General features: G+C 44.8%; 19 protein-coding genes. 8 read left to right on the top strand and 11 right to left on the bottom strand.

Annotated features, from left to right (window positions below; genetic code table 11):
* Window positions 1-57 precede the first annotated feature (57 nt).
* Both DOE51_RS14450 and DOE51_RS14445 read left to right on the top strand, forming a co-directional pair.
* The gene (locus DOE51_RS14450) at window positions 58-849 is read left to right on the top strand and encodes a metallophosphoesterase (protein ID WP_168196464.1); all 792 of its coding nucleotides are present in this window, start codon (window positions 58-60) and stop codon (window positions 847-849) included.
* Window positions 803-1378: a hypothetical protein gene (locus DOE51_RS14445; RefSeq protein ID WP_142697257.1), complete on the top strand. Its 576-nt coding sequence runs from the start codon at window positions 803-805 to the stop codon at window positions 1376-1378. Before DOE51_RS14450 ends, DOE51_RS14445 begins: the two co-directional genes overlap by 47 nt.
* On the opposite strand, the gene DOE51_RS14440 is transcribed toward DOE51_RS14445, so the two are convergent.
* A complete protein-coding gene (locus DOE51_RS14440) occupies window positions 1360-2193 on the bottom strand; it encodes an ABC transporter substrate-binding protein (RefSeq protein ID WP_142697256.1) in 834 nt (277 codons plus the stop codon). The genes DOE51_RS14445 and DOE51_RS14440 overlap by 19 nt on opposite strands.
* 50 nt (window positions 2194-2243) lie before the next feature.
* Between DOE51_RS14440 and DOE51_RS14435 the strand changes: the two genes are divergently transcribed.
* A complete protein-coding gene (locus DOE51_RS14435) occupies window positions 2244-3428 on the top strand; it encodes an RtcB family protein (protein ID WP_142697255.1) in 1185 nt (394 codons plus the stop codon).
* Window positions 3429-3460: 32 nt separating this feature from the next.
* Here DOE51_RS14435 and DOE51_RS14430 read toward each other — a convergent pair whose 3' ends face one another.
* The 4 genes from DOE51_RS14430 to DOE51_RS14415 form a co-directional block, all read right to left on the bottom strand.
* The gene (locus DOE51_RS14430; RefSeq protein WP_142697254.1) at window positions 3461-4177 is read right to left on the bottom strand and encodes a hypothetical protein; all 717 of its coding nucleotides are present in this window, start codon (window positions 4175-4177) and stop codon (window positions 3461-3463) included.
* 2 nt (window positions 4178-4179) lie between these two features.
* Window positions 4180-4719: a hypothetical protein gene (locus DOE51_RS14425; RefSeq protein WP_142697253.1), complete on the bottom strand. Its 540-nt coding sequence runs from the start codon at window positions 4717-4719 to the stop codon at window positions 4180-4182.
* A 69-nt stretch (window positions 4720-4788) separates the two neighbouring features.
* Window positions 4789-5271: a hypothetical protein gene (locus DOE51_RS14420; RefSeq protein WP_142697252.1), complete on the bottom strand. Its 483-nt coding sequence runs from the start codon at window positions 5269-5271 to the stop codon at window positions 4789-4791.
* 4 nt (window positions 5272-5275) lie between these two features.
* Complete coding sequence (locus DOE51_RS14415; RefSeq protein ID WP_142697251.1) at window positions 5276-6340, bottom strand: NADH:flavin oxidoreductase/NADH oxidase; 1065 nt, start codon at window positions 6338-6340, stop codon at window positions 5276-5278.
* Between the two features lie 165 nt (window positions 6341-6505).
* On the opposite strand from DOE51_RS14415, the gene DOE51_RS14410 reads away from it, so the two are divergent.
* Entirely contained in the window at window positions 6506-6727 is a 222-nt protein-coding gene (locus DOE51_RS14410; RefSeq protein WP_142697250.1) for a hypothetical protein, read from the top strand.
* Between the two features lie 66 nt (window positions 6728-6793).
* Complete coding sequence (mtgA, locus tag DOE51_RS14405; protein WP_142697249.1) at window positions 6794-7558, top strand: monofunctional biosynthetic peptidoglycan transglycosylase; 765 nt, start codon at window positions 6794-6796, stop codon at window positions 7556-7558.
* 45 nt (window positions 7559-7603) lie between these two features.
* On the opposite strand, the gene DOE51_RS14400 is transcribed toward mtgA, so the two are convergent.
* Window positions 7604-8374, bottom strand: coding sequence for a hypothetical protein (locus tag DOE51_RS14400; RefSeq protein WP_142697248.1), 771 nt, complete (start codon window positions 8372-8374; stop codon window positions 7604-7606).
* Between the two features lie 307 nt (window positions 8375-8681).
* Here DOE51_RS14400 and DOE51_RS14395 point away from each other — a divergent pair, with 307 nt between their 5' ends.
* Entirely contained in the window at window positions 8682-9503 is an 822-nt protein-coding gene (locus DOE51_RS14395) for a hypothetical protein (protein ID WP_142697247.1), read from the top strand.
* 178 nt (window positions 9504-9681) lie between these two features.
* Here DOE51_RS14395 and DOE51_RS19460 read toward each other — a convergent pair whose 3' ends face one another.
* On the bottom strand, window positions 9682-9975 hold the full coding sequence (locus DOE51_RS19460; RefSeq protein WP_142697246.1) for a CsbD family protein: 294 nt from the start codon (window positions 9973-9975) through the stop codon (window positions 9682-9684).
* Window positions 9976-10483: 508 nt separating this feature from the next.
* Here DOE51_RS19460 and DOE51_RS14385 point away from each other — a divergent pair.
* Complete coding sequence (locus DOE51_RS14385; RefSeq protein WP_142697245.1) at window positions 10484-12133, top strand: GAF domain-containing hybrid sensor histidine kinase/response regulator; 1650 nt, start codon at window positions 10484-10486, stop codon at window positions 12131-12133.
* 110 nt (window positions 12134-12243) lie between these two features.
* The gene (locus DOE51_RS14380) at window positions 12244-13881 is read left to right on the top strand and encodes a hypothetical protein (protein ID WP_246845103.1); all 1638 of its coding nucleotides are present in this window, start codon (window positions 12244-12246) and stop codon (window positions 13879-13881) included.
* Here the strand turns inward: DOE51_RS14380 and DOE51_RS14375 are convergent.
* The 4 genes from DOE51_RS14375 to DOE51_RS14360 form a co-directional block, all read right to left on the bottom strand.
* Window positions 13878-14711: a DUF6279 family lipoprotein gene (locus DOE51_RS14375; RefSeq protein ID WP_142697243.1), complete on the bottom strand. Its 834-nt coding sequence runs from the start codon at window positions 14709-14711 to the stop codon at window positions 13878-13880. The two genes, DOE51_RS14380 and DOE51_RS14375, sit on opposite strands and share 4 nt — an antisense overlap.
* 168 nt (window positions 14712-14879) lie before the next feature.
* On the bottom strand, window positions 14880-15806 hold the full coding sequence (locus DOE51_RS14370; protein WP_142697242.1) for a hypothetical protein: 927 nt from the start codon (window positions 15804-15806) through the stop codon (window positions 14880-14882).
* 101 nt (window positions 15807-15907) lie between these two features.
* Window positions 15908-16339 (bottom strand): hypothetical protein, encoded by a 432-nt coding sequence (locus DOE51_RS14365; RefSeq protein ID WP_142697241.1) that lies wholly within the window; start codon window positions 16337-16339, stop codon window positions 15908-15910.
* Between the two features lie 70 nt (window positions 16340-16409).
* A complete protein-coding gene (locus DOE51_RS14360) occupies window positions 16410-17618 on the bottom strand; it encodes an MFS transporter (protein WP_142697240.1) in 1209 nt (402 codons plus the stop codon).
* Between the last annotated feature and the right edge of the window lie 27 nt (window positions 17619-17645).

Genomic DNA, 17645 nt, shown 5'->3' with positions numbered 1-17645 from the left:
AATGATGTAGTCTGCGCTGTGAAAGGTCAGACTATGTATAAATATTTACTCCTCTTATTGGCAGTTGTTTTAGTTGCAGGAGGATGTGCTGAGTTCAAGGGTTCACCCTTCACGGATATTCTCACAGAATCAAAACGCAACTGGAACGCAACCAACATCGCAAAAATTCAGAATCTAGGTTTAACGGATCATTTTAAGATCGCACTGATTTCAGATACACATTCGAATTATAACGATCTTCGTGACGTGATTAATGTGCTTAATGCTCGAAGCGATATCGACTTCGTCATTCATGTTGGTGACTTCACGAACCAAGGTTACAATTACGAATACGACTACTTCATTGAAGCGATGGAAAAAATGAAAAAGCCGTTTGTGGTTGTGATCGGCAATCATGATTCTGTGGGCAAAGGTCCGTCGCTGTATCGTCAAGCATTTGGCTCTGAAAACTTCACGATTGAATTTGCGAAGACGAAATTTATTTTCGCCAACAACAATCGTTTGGATTTTATTGACGAAGGTTGGAATGCACAGTGGTTAGAAAACCAAGTGCAGAACAGCCAGGCGAAGTACGAGAATCTGATCGTCGTTCATCACGTCGATGCGACGAATCCGTATTACTTTAATGAAAAATCAATTTCTGATTTCAACAGACTCTATGCTGATGACGGTGTGAACTGGGTGATCAATGGTCATCTTCACACCTTCAACATCACAGAGCATTCGAATTACAAGCAGTTGACCGTACCAAGAGTCGAAAACGGCCAATACAACGTGATGGAATTCAACGCGGGAGGCACAAATGTTTGGTACTGCCAATTGCGCAAGTGTGAACAAGTTAGTCGTTAGTTTCTTAATCCTGTTTGCAACCCAAGCAGGGGCCGTGACATGGGATGCATCAGCACAGCACGCGGGATTTTTAGGTGATGGCTCGATCGCGGTGGGTTTTGAAAATGAAGCCCACTGGTTTGGAATGGATCTGGGGATCGGTGGCTCGCAAGACTATGATGGATCCGTTGTCAGTCAATACAACTTGAAAATGCGCTTCATGCCCCTGACGTGGGGCCTTGGTAAGTGGGGCATCCTGGATGCTCCGTACTTGGGAGTGCAAGCGATGTATTCGCGCTCGGGCGATTTTTTCTATAAAAGCCCCGGGCAATATCCTGAAGGTAACTATTACGATGAGACTTCGCTGCGAACTGCAATCTCTATGGGTATTGCATGGTCGTCCAAGCAGTGGAGCGTGTTCTATGAGTTGGTGCTGATTGATACTGACATTATCTCGCAGTACAACACGCGTTCGTCGCTAGAGTACGAACAGCTTTTTTCTGCAGCCGTCGGTATTCGATACTATTTTGATCAATTGCGAGCAGAGTGAAGGGATGAACTTTCCTTTGCCGCTCGCTGCAGTTTATCCAATGGATATATTACTTCAACACGTGAAGGTGGCTTCATTTCACCAAGCCATTTTTTATAAATGCTTGCGAACTGTCCGTTCTTTTTCAAAGTCTCTAAAGATTTTTTCCAAGCAGTGATTTCTGTGGCATCAGTGCCTGGAGAAAAACCTAAATAAAGATTGTACTCGGCGAGTTCCTTCACCGAATTGATTTCGTGATGATCTATTTTTAAACGTGTCAGTGCATCGCGAATAGCCAAGCTGTCGTCGCAAATCAAGTCGACCCGGCCAGCGAGTAACAAACGTAAAGCCATTTCGGTGTCGCGAACGTCAAGAATATTTTTGTACTCCTCTTTGCGAGCTGCACTTTCAAAAGCGGTACCGCGAGTGACCGCAACGGTTGCCTTGGCTTTCATCACCTCAATATCCTTGAAGTGACGTTGAGGTTTCGTCAGCGAAAAGACAGTTGTGTTTCCGCGCGCGACAGGACCTAACATCGTAAACATTTTTTCGCGCTCGGGATTGCGAATCAATGTGAAAAGCATTGTATTAGGAGACGTTTGCAAAAGCTTGTAGCCGCGAGCCCATGGAACGACTTCGATGGAAGATTTGTTTCCAAGGTCTTTTTGTATAGCTTGCACCAGTTCAACGGCCATTCCTTTCGCTGCCCCTTTTTCTTCATAAGAAATCGGTGGCCAGTTTTCTGTTAGGATGCGCAGTTTTGCCTGCGCTGAAACTCCGATAATCGATGCAGAGGCTAGTGCTAGAAAAAAGTGAATTCGCCCGCGTGAGTTCATGTGTTAAGATTAACACATTCCAGAGTGAGAGCGGATTACAAGAGGACCATATGCCAGTCTATACGAACCTTACTACATCTCATGTTCCAGTGAAATTGTGGACGCCAAGTGAAGAGATTGAGTCTCAAGCATTAAAGCAACTTCAGAACACGGCATCGTTGCCATTCGTCTTCAAACACGTTGCAGCTATGCCTGATGTTCACTTGGGAATTGGTGCGACAGTGGGAAGCGTCGTTGCAACGAAAGGCGCTGTCATTCCTGCTGCGGTGGGCGTGGACATTGGTTGTGGTATGATTGCGGCACGTTTGAACGTAGAGCCTGATCGCATTTTACATGACCTGGATCGTTTGCGAGCAACAATCGAAAATGCAATTCCAGTGGGTCACGAATCGAATAGATCCCTTACAAAATCTGTTGAAAGTTGGAAAGGGTGGAAGAATATTCCCGAGTCTGTGCTGAACATGCGCTTAAAAGAAAAAGCGTCATTGCAGTTAGGCACACTGGGAGGAGGAAATCACTTCATCGAAGTTTGCGTGGATGAGCAAGGCAGTGTGTGGGTGATGTTGCATTCAGGCTCGCGCAATGTTGGTAAATCTTTGGCGGAAGCCCACATTCGTAACGCGAAATCGGAAATTAAGAATCTTGCAGTGAAGCTTCCTGATCCTGATCTTGCTTATTATGTCGAAGGCACAAAAGACTATGATGCTTACATGCGCGATCTTGAGTGGGCACAAAGTTATGCTCTTGAAAATCGTGAAGAGATGTTTCGTCGTGTGTTAAACGCCATCTCTTATCATATCGGAATGCACGGTGCGGAAATTCCGTATTCCTTGAAGGTGAATTGTCACCACAACTATGCGACTAAAGAAGTTCACTATGGCGAAAATGTTTTAGTGACTCGTAAAGGCGCGGTACGTGCCCAGCAGGGCGATCTAGGTATCATTCCCGGCTCGATGGGTGCAAGAAGCTACATCGTGCGCGGCAAAGGCAATCCCGAGTCGTTTAATAGCTGTGCGCACGGCGCGGGAAGAAGAATGTCGCGTTCGGAAGCCAAACGACGATTTACAGTTGCCGATCTTAAGAAACAAACCGAAGGTGTTGAATGTCGCAAGGACCAACACGTTGTCGATGAAATTCCAGCGGCCTACAAAGACATTGATCAAGTGATGAACAACCAAAACGATCTGGTCGAAGTGGTTGCAATCTTAAAACAAGTTCTATGTGTAAAAGGCTAAAATTAAAAAAGGGGCCATCCTAGCCCCCATAGTTATTCGCTATCGGAATAACTTAAATACTGCTCGTACAAAACAACCCCAGACCAGGGTAGGTAAGATGCCGTCACCTTGGCAAGATAGTCTTTGAAGCTATACTCAATCGACACTGAATTCATTGCCTCAGTAAAAGTTTTGACATCGATATCGCCAAAAATCTTTGTCGGATTCCCAAGTCGACTTTTCAAGCTGTGTGAAATGTCGCCTAAGATTTTTGCGCCATCAGTGGCAGAAAGTTTTCTGCGTAACAGATTGATTGAGACGAGTTTGCCTTTGTTATTAAAACTCAAAGCCATCTCATCGATCAGATTAAACGAGCGTTCTCCAAGTGAGTTTGCAGGAACGCGAATGCATTTTATAAAGGCGTACGCATTCACGCCGTGGCGGCATGATAAGCCTTTTTCTTGCAGCCAATTCGAAGCTTCGCGAATCGTCGTTTGATCAAGTATTAAACCTAAGGCGGGGCGTGAGGGCGCGTATTGGAATCCTTGTAAGTGTGAAATCGCACGTGTGCGTAATGAGCTTAATTCTGCAAATGACATTTTTTCTGAAGAGCAACTGTAACCTAATATTGAGTTCGTCGCTTCTTGAATAAATGGAATTCTTTGCGCCGCCGGAGTATGTAAAAATCCGACAAGCCCTGCCGTAACGACAAGCAGTACGAGTGCTAACAAAACTCCACGCGAGATTTCTTCTTTCATTTTTACTGTCATGATTACAGCCCCACTAAATCGTCGTGTTGTAAGTTCATTTGTTCAGTAATTAATTTCACGTCGTTATTGCTGACTCCGTTCGAACGAAGCACATCAATCAAAATCACCATAAAGCGATCATAGACCTCAGGGGAGAGATTAAAATTGCTTTGCAAGGATTTGATTTCGTAGCAAGAGTATCCTTCGTTCGGTGCACCACGGAAGTAAGAGACATCGGGATAGTTATAGGGGCCACCCATAAGTGAACTGAATTGTTGGTCCAAGCAGCTTAAGACCCGATCAAAAGAGTCGGCTTCGGAAGTACTTCCCGATAATAAGAACGGCGCTGTGACGGGATCCAAAAGCAAAGCAGCTCCGGTATCATCGACAATTTTTTTTATGGTTTGATAGCCACCATATTTTTCGTAAAGACTGCGCCCTGAATTAAGCGAGTTTAAGAAGCTAAAATTTTCAACGGCGGAAGTAAGGTGGAAACTGACGGCAGCGGCTGCGAAAGAACCACAGACTAAGAAGACACAGAAGAAGAGTTTTCGGAAAAACATAATGTCCTCCCTGATATCTCTAAATTACTTTAAAGTGCGATCAGGTGAGGACATGTCTTTTAGCGGATCTTAATTTCTTTTTTTACGTGCTTGATGACGGTGCTGTTCGTGCCAAGTTTTTCTTTCGGCAAGCGATTGGTCTTTCGTCATCTCGACCTTAGGTAAATGTTGAACAGCGGCTTTTAAGCGCGAGTGTGCTGGCATAAGATCCACGCCAGATGTCAAAAGTGCTTTATATTGTTTTGCAAAGTCAGAGTGCTCAACGTGTTCAAGCAAGAGGCGCTCGATTTCTGCGCGCGCTGTGCTTGAGTGGGTTTCAGTGATCTCTTCAAGCTCGGTCATGATGTCGATATCGGCCATCAACGACGTCAGCTCTTTCAACCACACATAACGTTCAGCCGTCATCAAAACTTGAAACCACTCTGTCGGAGCAGCCACGTAGCCCACTTCGCTATCGAATTGCTCTTTCAAAGAATTCAAAATTTCTTTTTGCAAAGCCCACAGGGCCTGGCGAACTTGCATTGCATTTGAATGGTGAGGCGTATTTGTCATAACTCTATTTTGCTCTTTCATATTGAGGTGGCCAAGTTATTTCTACGCCGAGTTTTTTCGCGGCATGCAATGGCCAGTAGGGATCTCGTAATAATTCGCGCGCAAGTAATACAAGATCCGCTTTTCCCGAAGTGAGAATCTGTTCAGCGGCCTCGGGATCAGTGATAAGTCCCACAGCTCCGGTCAAAATGTCAGCTTCTTTTTTAACGGCTTCTGCGAATGGCACTTGGTAGTGAGGACCCACAGCTATTTTTTGTGCGCCCGTCAAACCGCCCGAAGAACAATCAATAAGATCTACGCCGCGGGTTTTCAACTCTTGGCAGAAAATCAGGCTTTGATCTAAATCCCAGCCACCCTCGGCCCAGTCTGTTGCAGAGATGCGCACAAGCAAGGGCATATCAGACGGCATAACTTTGCGCACTTCCTCGACCACTTTTAAAGGCATACGCATGCGATTTTCTAAAGTGCCGCCATATTGATCATGGCGATGATTTGATAGGGGCGAAAGGAATTGGTGCATTAAATAACCGTGCGCAAAGTGCAATTCGATGACTTGGAATCCGGCATTAATCGCTCGTTGAGTCGCAGAACAGAAATCCTGGATCATTTGTTCGATCTCATCCGTGCTCATCTCTTTAGGCATCGTGTATTTGTCGGAATAAGAAATCGCACTCGGTGCGAGAGTTTGCCAACCTTCTTGTTGAGGCGTCAGACCCTTGCCACCTCTCCATGGAACGTCGGTTGATGCTTTTCTTCCGGCATGTGCAAGCTGAATCCCTGCGACAGCTCCGTTTTCCTTGATAAATGAAACGATGGGCTTAAAGCTTTCGGTCTGTTGATCGTTCCAAAGACCCAAGTCCCCTGGACTGATGCGTGCTTCGGGTGAAACGCCAGTTGCCTCAACAATAATCAATCCAGCTCCGCCGACGGCACGGGAACCCAAGTGCACCATATGCCAAGAATTAGGCACGCCATCCTTCGCGGAGTACTGACACATCGGAGAAACCGCGATGCGATTTTTAAGAGTAAGACTGCGAAGTTTAAGTGGTGAAAACAGGAGTGAATTCATGAGGACCTCTTGTGTTCTTTATAGTTCAGTTAAGATGCAGGCTAAAGATGGGCCGCGTTGTTTAATTTATTTTAGGACCTTGCTAGGTGACAAGCTTATGCTACCATAGCCTATCTTTAACAATATTTAACCGCGATTTTTAAGATCATAATCAACGGAGGATTCATGAAAAACGCACTATCTAAAATGGCTCTTGTAGCTCTTGTTGCAACTCTTGCTATGCCTTTCGCTGCTGAAGCGAAGAAAAAGCACCACGGCAAAAAAGCAGCTCACTCTGCTTCTCACAAAAAATCTTCTAAGAAGAAAGCTGCGGCAGCTCCTGCTGATTCAGCTCCAGCTATGGAAGCAGCTCCTGCAGCAGCACCTGCAACTGGCGCTGGTCAATAATCTGAATTTTATTCGAAGCCCCAAAGTTACTTTTACTTTGGGGCTTTTTTTATTTAAAAACAGGCCATGAAACCTCTTTGGATCCGTTTAGTTCGCTTCTTTTTAACTGCCTCTTTGGTCTTCGTGATCGGCAGTGTCGGATCTGTTCTGTTTTACCGATTTGTCCCAGTCTTCGTTACTCCACTGATGCTTATTCGTTCAGCACAATCTGTCTTTAGCGGCAGTCTTGTCGGCATTGAAAAAGAGTGGGTGCCTTTATCTGAAATTTCTCCGTCCATGCAAAAGGCTGTCTTGAAAGCGGAAGACGCCCGCTTTTTTGAACACAACGGTTTTGACTTCGATGCCATCGAAAAAGCGATGAAGTACAACAAGACCCACAAAAAAGTGAAAGGTGCCAGCACCATATCTCAGCAAACGGCGAAGAATGTCTTCTTGTGGCCGTCACGGGACTGGGTTCGCAAAGGACTTGAAGCTTACTTCACAGTCTTGATTGAAGCAGTTTGGCCTAAAGAGCGCATCATGGAAGTTTATCTGAACGTGATCGAAATGGGCCCTGGCGTTTACGGGGTGGAAGCCGCTTCGCAAAGATACTTTAAAAAGAGTGCGAAAAATATTTCCGCATCACAAGCGTCCTTAGTCGCGGCGGTCTTACCGAATCCACGTCGCTTCAGAATTGATCGTCCTTCCAATTACGTCGTGAAAAGACAGCATCGCATTTTATACCGTGTCAGTCCGCCGTTACCGACCGCACAGGTGGATGAAAAACAATCGCTCTTAGATTTTATAGATTTGAAATTTGATAACGATGATGAAGGGGAGAGTAAAAACTAACTCTTCAAAAAGAAAAGGGAGGTTGGAGCCTCCCTTTTTTATTTACTAAGCTTTTGCTGCTTTCGCTTTTGCAGTTGTTTCGATCATTAGTTTTTCGATCGCTGCCAAATCGTCTTCAGTGATTTCGTAAACTTGTTTGTCGCCCAATTTTGCGATGATCGCGTTGAACAACTCTTCAGACAAGAATGAACGAACTTTGCCTGATTGATATTCACGCTCTTTTTCAGCGTAAAGACCCAAGAATGTTTCATCACGGAACCAAGTTTGTTTGTTAGCCTTTTGGATAATTTCTAGTTCTTTATCGCTTGGATCGCGTTGCAAGAACTCGAAGAAGAAGCCAGAAGATTTTCCGCCCGGCAAGAACCACTCACCAGAGAAAACTTGAATCAAATTTTCGTGATCGTCTTTCAAGATCGGAGTCACGAATTGCACACCGCGCTCTAGGCAGTGTTCGTAGAAACCAAGCAAGTCTGGAGTACGCAAAGCCAAATGCTGAACGTGCGCCACATTGCTGTGACCATCCAACATTTCACGAACGTGTGAAGGTTGATTTGCAGGTTCAGAAGGTTGAACGATTGCGAAAATCGTTGGAAGTGGATCGCGCTCTTTTGGTTCCCATGTGCCCACGCGAGTCGCATATGTCATCGAAACGTCTTTTTCGCCGTTTTGACCTTTACGCTTTTTTTCGTACAACAAATCGTCTGGAGTTGTGCCGAAGATAATACGGAAAACTACGTAAGAAAGACGGTAAAGATTAGGGTGAAACAACATCGTCGTATGATCGATCGTGAAGTTCATGAATGGCTTTTTAGTCATTGCCTTTTCTCCTGTTAAAGCGCTGATCTTAGGAACCAATCTATTCCCGGTCAACTAAATCGGCGCGTCATTGGCGAGCGTGGGCCCTGGGTGGGAGTGTCTAATTTTGAATATTTGGGATCTGATTTTTGTTGGGTCCTTTATAGCAAAGTGTTGTTTCTACGCTACTCGAATATAAAACGCGTGGAATTGAGACCGAATAGCTTCGTTATTTCCACAGTTTACGACAGAGTGTCGTTCAGAGTTTTCCCATTCGCTCAAAATGTTAGAATGATAAACGCGTTCTAATTTAGAACGGGAGGTGGTTGTGAACAGCAAAAATACACTCTTAGTAAGTTCGATCTGTGCAAGCTTGATGGGGTGCTTAGATTCTGCAAAGGAAAGTTCAACAGAAGCTGCAAGCAAGCAGGCGACTTCATCTCAGCTAACAACGGTGGAAGCTGCAAATGTATCGAGCGAGAGCTGCTCTAACGGTAAAGAAGGATCTGTTGCTTACGATGCAAGCCAAAATCAATTCTTCGTTTGTAAAGAAGGCGAGTGGAGCTTAGTGGATTTACGCGGACCCAAAGGAGATAAGGGTGATACGGGTTCACAAGGTGTCGTAGGTCTTACTGGAGCAAGTGGAATAAATGGTATTAATGGCCGCGATGGGGTGGATGGAGAAGGACAACGGTTATCTTTGCGTGATGGAGCAAGACTCATTGGTGTTCTCGTGCAATATCAAAGATTCAGCTCTGACAGCGCCGCTTTGATTGCATTGCCCAACGGACAATATGTTTTTTATAACGTAAAAACTGGCAAACCTACGGGCTCGAGTTCAACCGTGGTTTATACGGGGCCTAATTGCACTGGCGACGCATTTACAGGAAGGGGCGACGAAGCAGATCCGTATTTTGTTGGACGTGTGTTCGCATCGCAAACGGAGGACCCTGGGCTGATGCGCTATTATCAAGTTGTTGGATATCCAGTTGGTACTGAAATTTATCAAAGCTCAAGAGATTTCGGTACTCTTGGAACCCGAGGCAAATGCATTGACAAACAACCATCAGCAACGGGGATTGTAAAGGTGGTTGAAGTTTCCGCACCGGAATCAGTCAGACATCTTGCGCCACTACAATTCACATTCTAAAAAAAAGATTAGGAGAGTCCATAAATGGGCTCTCCTAATTTGATCGCTGCTTCACTCGTAAGTGGGCAGTTCTCGTAGAGATATTACTTTTGAAAAAGTACAAATGGTTCGTTACTTCACTCTAATATTTCTATCATCGTAAAATTGAGCCTTTGTTTTCTATTTCATCCGTTATACCTCAATGATGAGTGTCTCGTTCTCGCGGAGATGGTTGGTTAACATCACTAGAATAACTAGTTCTATTAATTTCTTCCTCTCCTGGATTACTTCTGTCACTCAAACTATTTCTAAATTCATTAAATTTTTTTGTCGCCTCTTCCTTTGTTAAGCCGTAGGCTTTTTGAATTTTGCCTTCGAGCTCGTTCAAGTTACCTTCTGCAGAATCAATATCGTCATCGGTTAATTTTCCCCAAGCCGTTTTGATTTTGCCTTTGAGAATCTTCCAGTCACCGCTGACAGTTTGTTTGTTCATAAGATCCTCCTCAGCTACATCTTCATAAGACACCCATCGCGGCCGAAAAAAAAGACCAGAAAAGGCCTTTGTTAAAATGCTTGTCCAGTGCGGGACTCAAGGCTTACAAGCAATTTTGCTTTCATGAGAAAATTCATTTCATGTGAAACGAATTTTCTTACGAGCAGATTCACGATCGCGATTTGTTAAAACGCATACGAACGAAATCTTAAAATTTCCTCTCGAGAAAATATGGAGGCAAGCTTGTGAAGCCGAGTAAGAAACGACCTCTCTTGCTAAACATTTGATTATTTTTGTGAATATGAAATGCAGAAGCAGAGCCGCCTTGCGAGATAATTCAATTTCCAGGCAAAGTGGTGAAAATTCGCACCAAGAGTACGTTGTAAAATTTCGGTGAAATCTAAGGGAGATCATAGAAGATCGGTACAAATGGGGACTATAATAAAGAGGTGAAAGTAGTAATCGTCGATTTTAGTTTAAGACTTTTTTCAATGTTCCCGAGGATTCTATGGCACGCGCTGAAATGAAAAGACTCGTTAGCGTTATTCAAGATCTCTCTGCTGTGAAAAGCATCGAAGAAATAATGACCTTGGTGCGCAGCTCTGCTCGCGACTTGGTACACGCAGATGGTGCGACCTTCGTGCTTCGTGATAACGGATTCTGCTTTTACGCGGATGAAGATGCGATAAGTCCCTTATGGAAGGGACAAAAGTTTCCAATGGATTCATGTGTGAGTGGCTGGTCGATGACTCACAAGCAGTCGGTTGTCATTCCGGATATTTACAAAGACTCGCGCATTCCTCTTGAAGCGTACAAACCCACATTCGTAAAAAGCCTAGCGATGTTTCCTATTCGTAAAGAAAATCCTATCGGCGCGATCGGCGTTTACTGGGCAAAAGAATACACGCCCACTTCCGAAGAGCGCGAGATGTTGCAGGCCTTGGCTGATACTGTTTCAGTGGCGATGGAAAATGTCGAGCTCGTCAAAAATCTGAAAGCACAAATTGATCAGCTGGATCAGGCCAATAAAGCGAAAGACAATTTTCTGATGACGGTGTCACACGAATTGCGCACTCCATTGAATTCGATTTTAGGTTGGTCAGAAATGTTAACCGAAGAACAAAGCGATGATCGTGAAACTCAACGGGGACTAGAGACCATCGCACGCAATGCGCGCAACCAAGCGCATATCGTCGACGATCTTTTGGATACCTCGCGGATGATGGTGGGACGTCTTGCTTTGGATTTAAAACCGACGGATCTAGTCGCCGTCGCGAAAGAGGCGATTCAAAGCGTGCACTTTGATGCCCAGAAAAAACGCGTCGAGATCGAGTTCCTATCGCAGATGCCATCAGCTTTGGTGTTGGGCGACGCAAATCGCTTACGCCAAGTATTTGCGAATCTATTAACCAATGCGATTAAGTTTTCTAAAGATGACGGTCAGATCTTTGTAAAAATTCAAAAATCAGGGCCGGGCGTTCTTGTGAAAGTTGAAGATCATGGAGAAGGGATTTCTCCAGAGTTCATGGATGTTATTTTTGATCGTTTTAAGCAAGCGGATGAATCAGTGACTCGTCACCACGGAGGTTTAGGCTTGGGACTTTCTATCACAAAATATCTCGTTGAAGCACACGGTGGAAAAATTAAAGCGTCAAGTCCTGGCGTGGATAAAGGAGCCACTTTGGAATTCTCGATTCCTCTGATTGATCTTAATAAAGAAAAAACAGCGGAAGCACTTTCTATGTACGCGAAAAACTCAACGGAAAGAGTTCATCCTCTGACAGGCGCAAAAATTCTTGTCGTTGATGACGATGATGATTCGCGCGCACTCGTTGAAACTATTTTGAAAAAAAATGGTGCGAAAGTGGAAAAAGCGGATTCGGTGAATGAAGCTCTTCGTTTGGCGCAACTCTTTCCGTTCGACCTTGTGGTTTCAGATTTAAGTATGCCTGAAGAAGATGGCTTTTCACTTGCCCGTAAGGTTCGTGCCGGCAGAACGTCGTTGGGCACGCAAACCCCCATGATCGCAGTGACAGCCTTTACGGATAAAGAGAGTGAGCAAAAGGCACTGGGCAACGGCTTTAATGAATTCTTCGGCAAGCCGTTCTCAAGCCCGAAACTTGTCTCGAAAGTCGCGCACCTGGTGGGTTTGAGTTAGTTGACGCAAACGGTCTTTGCTCTATTAAAATTGCTACTCCGTAAGATTGTGGCTAGCTTTCAGGCATGTCTTGCAGATTTGCCATTTTGCTTACAGTTTTTATTTTCTCATTGTCCTCAAAAGCCTTTGCCCAAGCGGATTGGACGACATCAGCGCGCGTGCCTGAAGATGGTCGCGCAAACATTCTAAATCTTCCGCAAGGCGAGTTTGAAGCTTATCGCGATGCTGGAAAAATTCATGCGCAAATCTATCCAGTGACTGTGACCGGAGTTCTGCCGCCAGTACAACCGGTGCGTAACTTCATTGAAGATCGTTCGTGGAATCCTTTGAAAGAGCTTTTAAACAAGGTCATCCGAAACGTCACAGGCTTTACAAGTTTCGATGGCTTTTTGGCGCGCTTAGGTTTGCACACTTATCCTAAAGAAACAGACCAAGGTGTTTACGCCGTTCCTTATCCCGACAATCGTCGTCCCCAAACACGCATGGGTTACGGTGAGATTGATAGGGCCGGTGCCACAGGCTTCACGTTTTCATGTGCCGCTTGTCATGCCTCTGAATTATTTGGTAAAAGAGTTTTAGGCTTAACGAATCGTTTTCCTCGTGCGAATGAATTTTTTGTGAAAGCGAAAAAGATCACGGGCTATTACAACTCGTGGTTCTTTCAGCATTGGACGAATGCAACTGCGGCAGAAGCAGCCTTGATGGATGAAGCGGTTCGCAACTTAGATCGCGTTGAAGTCAAAGATCCTATCGTGTTGGGTCTTGATACTTCACTGGCGCAAGTGTCGTTGTCCTTAAATCGCAGAAGCACTGACGCTTATGCAACGCCGTCTCCTTTAGCGCAAAAAAATCCACGTAAAGATCCTATCTTGGACGATTATCCTGCGGATTCAAAACCTGCAGTGTGGTGGAATGTGAAATACAAAAATCGCTGGCTATCCGACGGCAGTGTGATTTCGGGAAATCCTATTTTCACAAATATCATTTGGAATGAAATCGGTCGCGGTGCAGATCTTAAAGTTTTGGAAAATTGGCTCGCACAAAATCAACAAGTGGTTGATGAGTTGACAGCCGCCGTGTTTTCTTCGGAAGCGCCACATATTACGGATTTCTTTCCAGCGGAAAAAATCGATATCGGGCGCGCAAAACTGGGCGAGCAAGCATTCAAGCAAAGCTGTGCCCGCTGTCATGGCCTTTATGAAAAAGCCTGGAGCTTGCCTGGCTCAGAGACTTGGCCGAAAGAAATGCAACTTCGTACAACGAAAGTCATTCCTCGTCGTAATACACCCGTTGAAGATGTCGGCACAGATCCGTACCGTCGTTTAGGGATGAAGTCGTTAGAGCAATTAAATCGTCTTTCGATTTCACAAAAAAATGGCATCGTCATTCAAGCGCAAGAAGGTTATGTGCCGCCACCACTTGTGGGTATTTGGGCACGTTGGCCGTACATGCATAACAACTCGGTCCCAAGCCTGTGCGCAGTTCTGACGAACAGTAAACAACGTCCAACTGCTTACTATGCTGGTGAAGCAAAAGATCCAAACGCTGATTTTGATTTCGAATGTAATGGTTATCCGTTGGGACAGAAGACGCCACAGTCATGGCGCGAAGCTGATTTCTATTACGACACTCGTAAACGTGGTATGAGTAATGCGGGCCACGACGAAGGAATCTTCTTAGAAAACGGCAAAGAGATCTTTACCGTTGAAGATAAGAAAAATCTTATTCAATACTTGCAAACGCTTTAACCGCGTTTTGCAAGCATCTCTAGCTGTGCTGTTTTTTCATTTAAGCTGGAACGAAGATTCTTTTTTTGTTCTTCGTTCATGCTAGCCAGAACTTTTACAACCAATGTCTGCAAATTCTTTTGATAGCTTAAGAACGCCGTTTGGAATTCGGGCATATCGTATTGGGCAGGGTGAGTGTAATAGTCCTTCACGAAGGCCTTCATCGTCTCTGCGGAGCCTTTTTCTTTTAAGAACTTATTGTACACAAACTCTTTATTGCGAATTTTAAGTTCAAGCGGAAACGGTGACGTGTTCACACTGTCTTCGATCATCGCTTTTTGTTCTTTAGTCAAATAGCCCAAAAACATCTCGAAGTAGTCGTTATATTTATTGCGATACTCTTTTTGCAGCTTGCTAAGGTTGCGAGCCTTGTCCATGTCTTCCGAATTTTTGCTTTTAAATGCTTTATCAAAGAAGCTTAATTGCGAAGAATTAGTTGTCGCGATGAAATCGACAGCGGTATTTGAAAAACGGGCATTGATAGTTTCGATGTCCTTCATAAACAACGAAAAATAAAATCCCACACGCTGTTCATTTAAAGGACCAGCGTCGACTTCTTTTTGAATCTCTTTAAGGCGATCAATCCATGTCGGTAAAACTTCCGCACGAATCGCGGCAAGATCTTTTTGAATGTCTTTTTTAAGGTCTTTACTTTGTTGTGATGAAATATCGAAATAGTCATCGACTTTAGAGGCGATGTAAGTGTCAGCCCATTTAAAGGCGATATCCAAACGGCTGCAACCTGTCAGAGCAAGAAACGCGAAACACAAAGAAACAATGTATTTGTTCATTATGATTTTTGTTGAGCGAGTTCATCATCAGCTGTCGTAATTTATGTCGTGGGACTCGGATTTTTTTGACTCCTAAGATCTAAGGATATCAAACAAAGACCAACGACAGAGAGCCCCAGGTAATAAACAGGCCCTTTGTCGTTGATGTAAGATGGCAAAAGATAGGTTTTAGTTCAGTTTAAGATCAGAAAGCTTAAATGCGAGGGGAGTATTTTTTCTGCTCGTTATCGCGCCAGAGCCATCTTGAAAGACGCCAAAGCAGGAATACAAGTTATCGTTATCATAAAAAACTTTGCCGCGCATATCGACGTCAAACAGGCCTGGGAATTTCCAGCTACGACGATTTGGATTTGCTTCTTGTCCTTTCAAAGCCGCTGCCAGGTCGAATTTCCAGATCGCATTCAAATAGCCAATCATCAAGCGGTTTCCTGGCAAAGAGCGAATACTTAAAGGGTAAGCGTTATCGATTTTGATTTGTTTTACGATATCCAAAGAACTTAAATCTAAAACGTAAAGACCGCGGAACTCGGCCTCGTCAGCGTTATCAACCGCGACCAACGCTTTTTTCTCTTCAATTAAGGTAATGTCTTGCGCTGAAGAGACAGTTGGTAGTGCGATCGTCTTTTCAACCACGCCCGTTTCAGGATTCAATAATGAAAATCCAAGCACACCGTGAGCGATCAGGGCTTTACCCGCACGGAAAACAAAGCCGGTCGCTTTCTTTGACCATTTAGATCCAGTGCCGACCTCGGGGTGACTTGCGTAAGAGTAAAGCTGTGTTTTGTTTTTCAGATCCCAAGCTTCAAAAGTTGTTTCTGTTAAGATGAAGGCTTTTCCGTCTTGAAGTTTAATATCGACAATGGTGTCATTCGCTGGAAACAGGCTTTGTTCTTTAGTCTGCAAATTTACTAAGGCCCAACGACCTTGGTGAGGACCGATGTCAGAAAGACTGGCTGCTAAGAATGAATCATCAGACGTTACAGCTTGACCACAGCTTGATAGATTTTCATAAGCGGCTTTGCGAAGATCAGAAATATTTTCCGCGTGCGCAAGTCCACAAAGAAAAAGAGCAGGGAATAGTAAAAGATATTTCATAAGTTCCTTTCGTGAAATCTGAAACTATTCCGAAACTGTTCACGAAAGAATAAAACTCTGCAGGTGCAATGAAATGTTGCTGCCAACTTGTCGAGCTACAACTAAAAGCCTTTCAACTGGCGACGTTTTTTTCTAAGACCATGCGTTGCCAGATACTCGTCTGTTTTCTGCGCGACTTCTTCAATGCCACCGGGAGTATCGCGGAAAGACGCCCCCAGTTCGCCACGTGGCGAGTCTTCGTCGCTTTGATTTTGTAGTCCACGCAGTGATGAATCCATCGCGCTTGCTGCAAGGTCCATCTGATCTTTAACGTCAACTTCGCCGCGCATGAAATCGCCAGGCAGATCTTCAAGGGGTTCAAAGGCTGTGTCAGTCAGATTGAAGCGTTCGACTGTGGATTTCACATTCGCAGGCTCGGTTTGATCTTTGTCGACAAGGATGTTGCTCTCATCCAGTTTATTTTCGATGGCGTCGCCTTTAGTCGGTTGTGTGAACGGCGGCACGATTGAATTGATGCGTTCATTTTCTGCCATGAGGCACCTCCTCGTTACTATTATTATAGCTTGGGCGAAGAGGTTTTAAAGAATGAAGCCCCTTGTATTCCTACAAAGAGCTACGGTATTTCCAGAATTTCGGAAGGCATAAAGCAGTACCAATGACAGCTATTACGCAGATAACTCCACCCCAGCTAATGCTTAAAGGAACTGAGTATTTTGCAGCCATCCATCCCGCGCGAGCATTCCCCAGCAGAGGTCCAGACATATAAGAAATCATTTCGATTCCTGACAATCGACCGCGCATTTCGTTCGGAACTGTTTCATTCCAGATAATGCCGCGGAAAAGTCCACTCATCATATCGGCGGCTCCCGCCAGGCCCAAGAACACGACAGCAATCCATAAATTCGGTGCGTAACCAACGCCAATGATGAACACTGCCCAGAAGCCTGCAGCGATGACGACCGCTCTTCCATGATGCGAAACTTTTCCTGTCCAGCCACTAAAGAGTGTCATGACCAATGAACCGACCGCCATGGCCGAGAATAAAAATCCTGCGGCTTTTGCTCCTCCCCAAGATTCAGACATGGCGGGGAACAGTGCGACCGGGAAGGCAAAGACCATGGCAACGATGTCGATTAAATATGTGCCAACAAGTTCCGGTTTTGAAAGGGCATAACGCAAACCTGCTTTTGCATCTTCGACGGCGCTGCGCTCGCTCTTTTCTGGCTGTGGAATTCTGTTCATCATGATCAACGCGATGAATGCCGCCACAAAACTAACAAAATCAAAACAAAAGGCCCCTTTGACTCCGAAAGTGGAAATCAACAAGCCACCCAGTGCAGGTCCCACAATCGCGCCCGCAGAGTAACGGAAGCTTCCCAGCGCACCAACCGCTGCATAATCTTGTGGTTCCACGATTTTCTGAGTCAAAGCATCCATTGCGGGACGATGGAAGCCCAGCACGGCTTGGAACAACGCAATTAGAACAAATATCACCGGCACGGAAGGCTTTTCCTGACAGGCGTTCAAGAACAAACCAAAGATGAGAATACTCAAAAGTATTTCTGAGAACACCAGAAGCTTACGGCGATCCAAACGATCTGCAAAGGTCCCACCCAGGATTCCGAAGATCAAAACTGGAAGTAATTGCACTATTCCTAACATGCCAACAAGCCAGTTATCCTTAGTGAGTTCATACACTTGATAAGGAATGGCGACGTAACTGACCATGCTGCCTAAGAATGAAATCATTTGACCAAAAAACAGAAGACGATAATCGCGATATTTTTTTAACGGAGAGATATTGATGAACATCGCACTATTGTATCGTAATCGTCGCGA

Origin of the sequence: Bdellovibrio sp. NC01 (assembly GCF_006874625.1) — a bacterium.
Classification (GTDB): domain Bacteria; phylum Bdellovibrionota; class Bdellovibrionia; order Bdellovibrionales; family Bdellovibrionaceae; genus Bdellovibrio.
This window is presented reverse-complemented; position numbering and strand designations above follow the sequence as displayed.

Bases quoted from the DNA above. Each gene is read 5' to 3' on its own strand.
- DOE51_RS14445 (WP_142697257.1), top strand. From the start codon at position 803: ATGTTTGGTACTGCCAATTGCGCAAGTGTGAACAAGTTAGTCGTTAGT.
- DOE51_RS14440 (WP_142697256.1), bottom strand. From the start codon at position 2,193: ATGAACTCACGCGGGCGAATTCACTTTTTTCTAGCACTAGCCTCTGCA.
- DOE51_RS14435 (WP_142697255.1), top strand. From the start codon at position 2,244: ATGCCAGTCTATACGAACCTTACTACATCTCATGTTCCAGTGAAATTG.
- DOE51_RS14430 (WP_142697254.1), bottom strand. From the start codon at position 4,177: ATGACAGTAAAAATGAAAGAAGAAATCTCGCGTGGAGTTTTGTTAGCA.
- DOE51_RS14425 (WP_142697253.1), bottom strand. From the start codon at position 4,719: ATGTTTTTCCGAAAACTCTTCTTCTGTGTCTTCTTAGTCTGTGGTTCT.
- DOE51_RS14420 (WP_142697252.1), bottom strand. From the start codon at position 5,271: ATGACAAATACGCCTCACCATTCAAATGCAATGCAAGTTCGCCAGGCC.
- DOE51_RS14415 (WP_142697251.1), bottom strand. From the start codon at position 6,340: ATGAATTCACTCCTGTTTTCACCACTTAAACTTCGCAGTCTTACTCTT.
- DOE51_RS14410 (WP_142697250.1), top strand. From the start codon at position 6,506: ATGAAAAACGCACTATCTAAAATGGCTCTTGTAGCTCTTGTTGCAACT.
- mtgA (WP_142697249.1), top strand. From the start codon at position 6,794: ATGAAACCTCTTTGGATCCGTTTAGTTCGCTTCTTTTTAACTGCCTCT.
- DOE51_RS14400 (WP_142697248.1), bottom strand. From the start codon at position 8,374: ATGACTAAAAAGCCATTCATGAACTTCACGATCGATCATACGACGATG.
- DOE51_RS19460 (WP_142697246.1), bottom strand. From the start codon at position 9,975: ATGAACAAACAAACTGTCAGCGGTGACTGGAAGATTCTCAAAGGCAAA.
- DOE51_RS14385 (WP_142697245.1), top strand. From the start codon at position 10,484: ATGGCACGCGCTGAAATGAAAAGACTCGTTAGCGTTATTCAAGATCTC.
- DOE51_RS14375 (WP_142697243.1), bottom strand. From the start codon at position 14,711: ATGAACAAATACATTGTTTCTTTGTGTTTCGCGTTTCTTGCTCTGACA.
- DOE51_RS14370 (WP_142697242.1), bottom strand. From the start codon at position 15,806: ATGAAATATCTTTTACTATTCCCTGCTCTTTTTCTTTGTGGACTTGCG.
- DOE51_RS14365 (WP_142697241.1), bottom strand. From the start codon at position 16,339: ATGGCAGAAAATGAACGCATCAATTCAATCGTGCCGCCGTTCACACAA.
- DOE51_RS14360 (WP_142697240.1), bottom strand. From the start codon at position 17,618: ATGTTCATCAATATCTCTCCGTTAAAAAAATATCGCGATTATCGTCTT.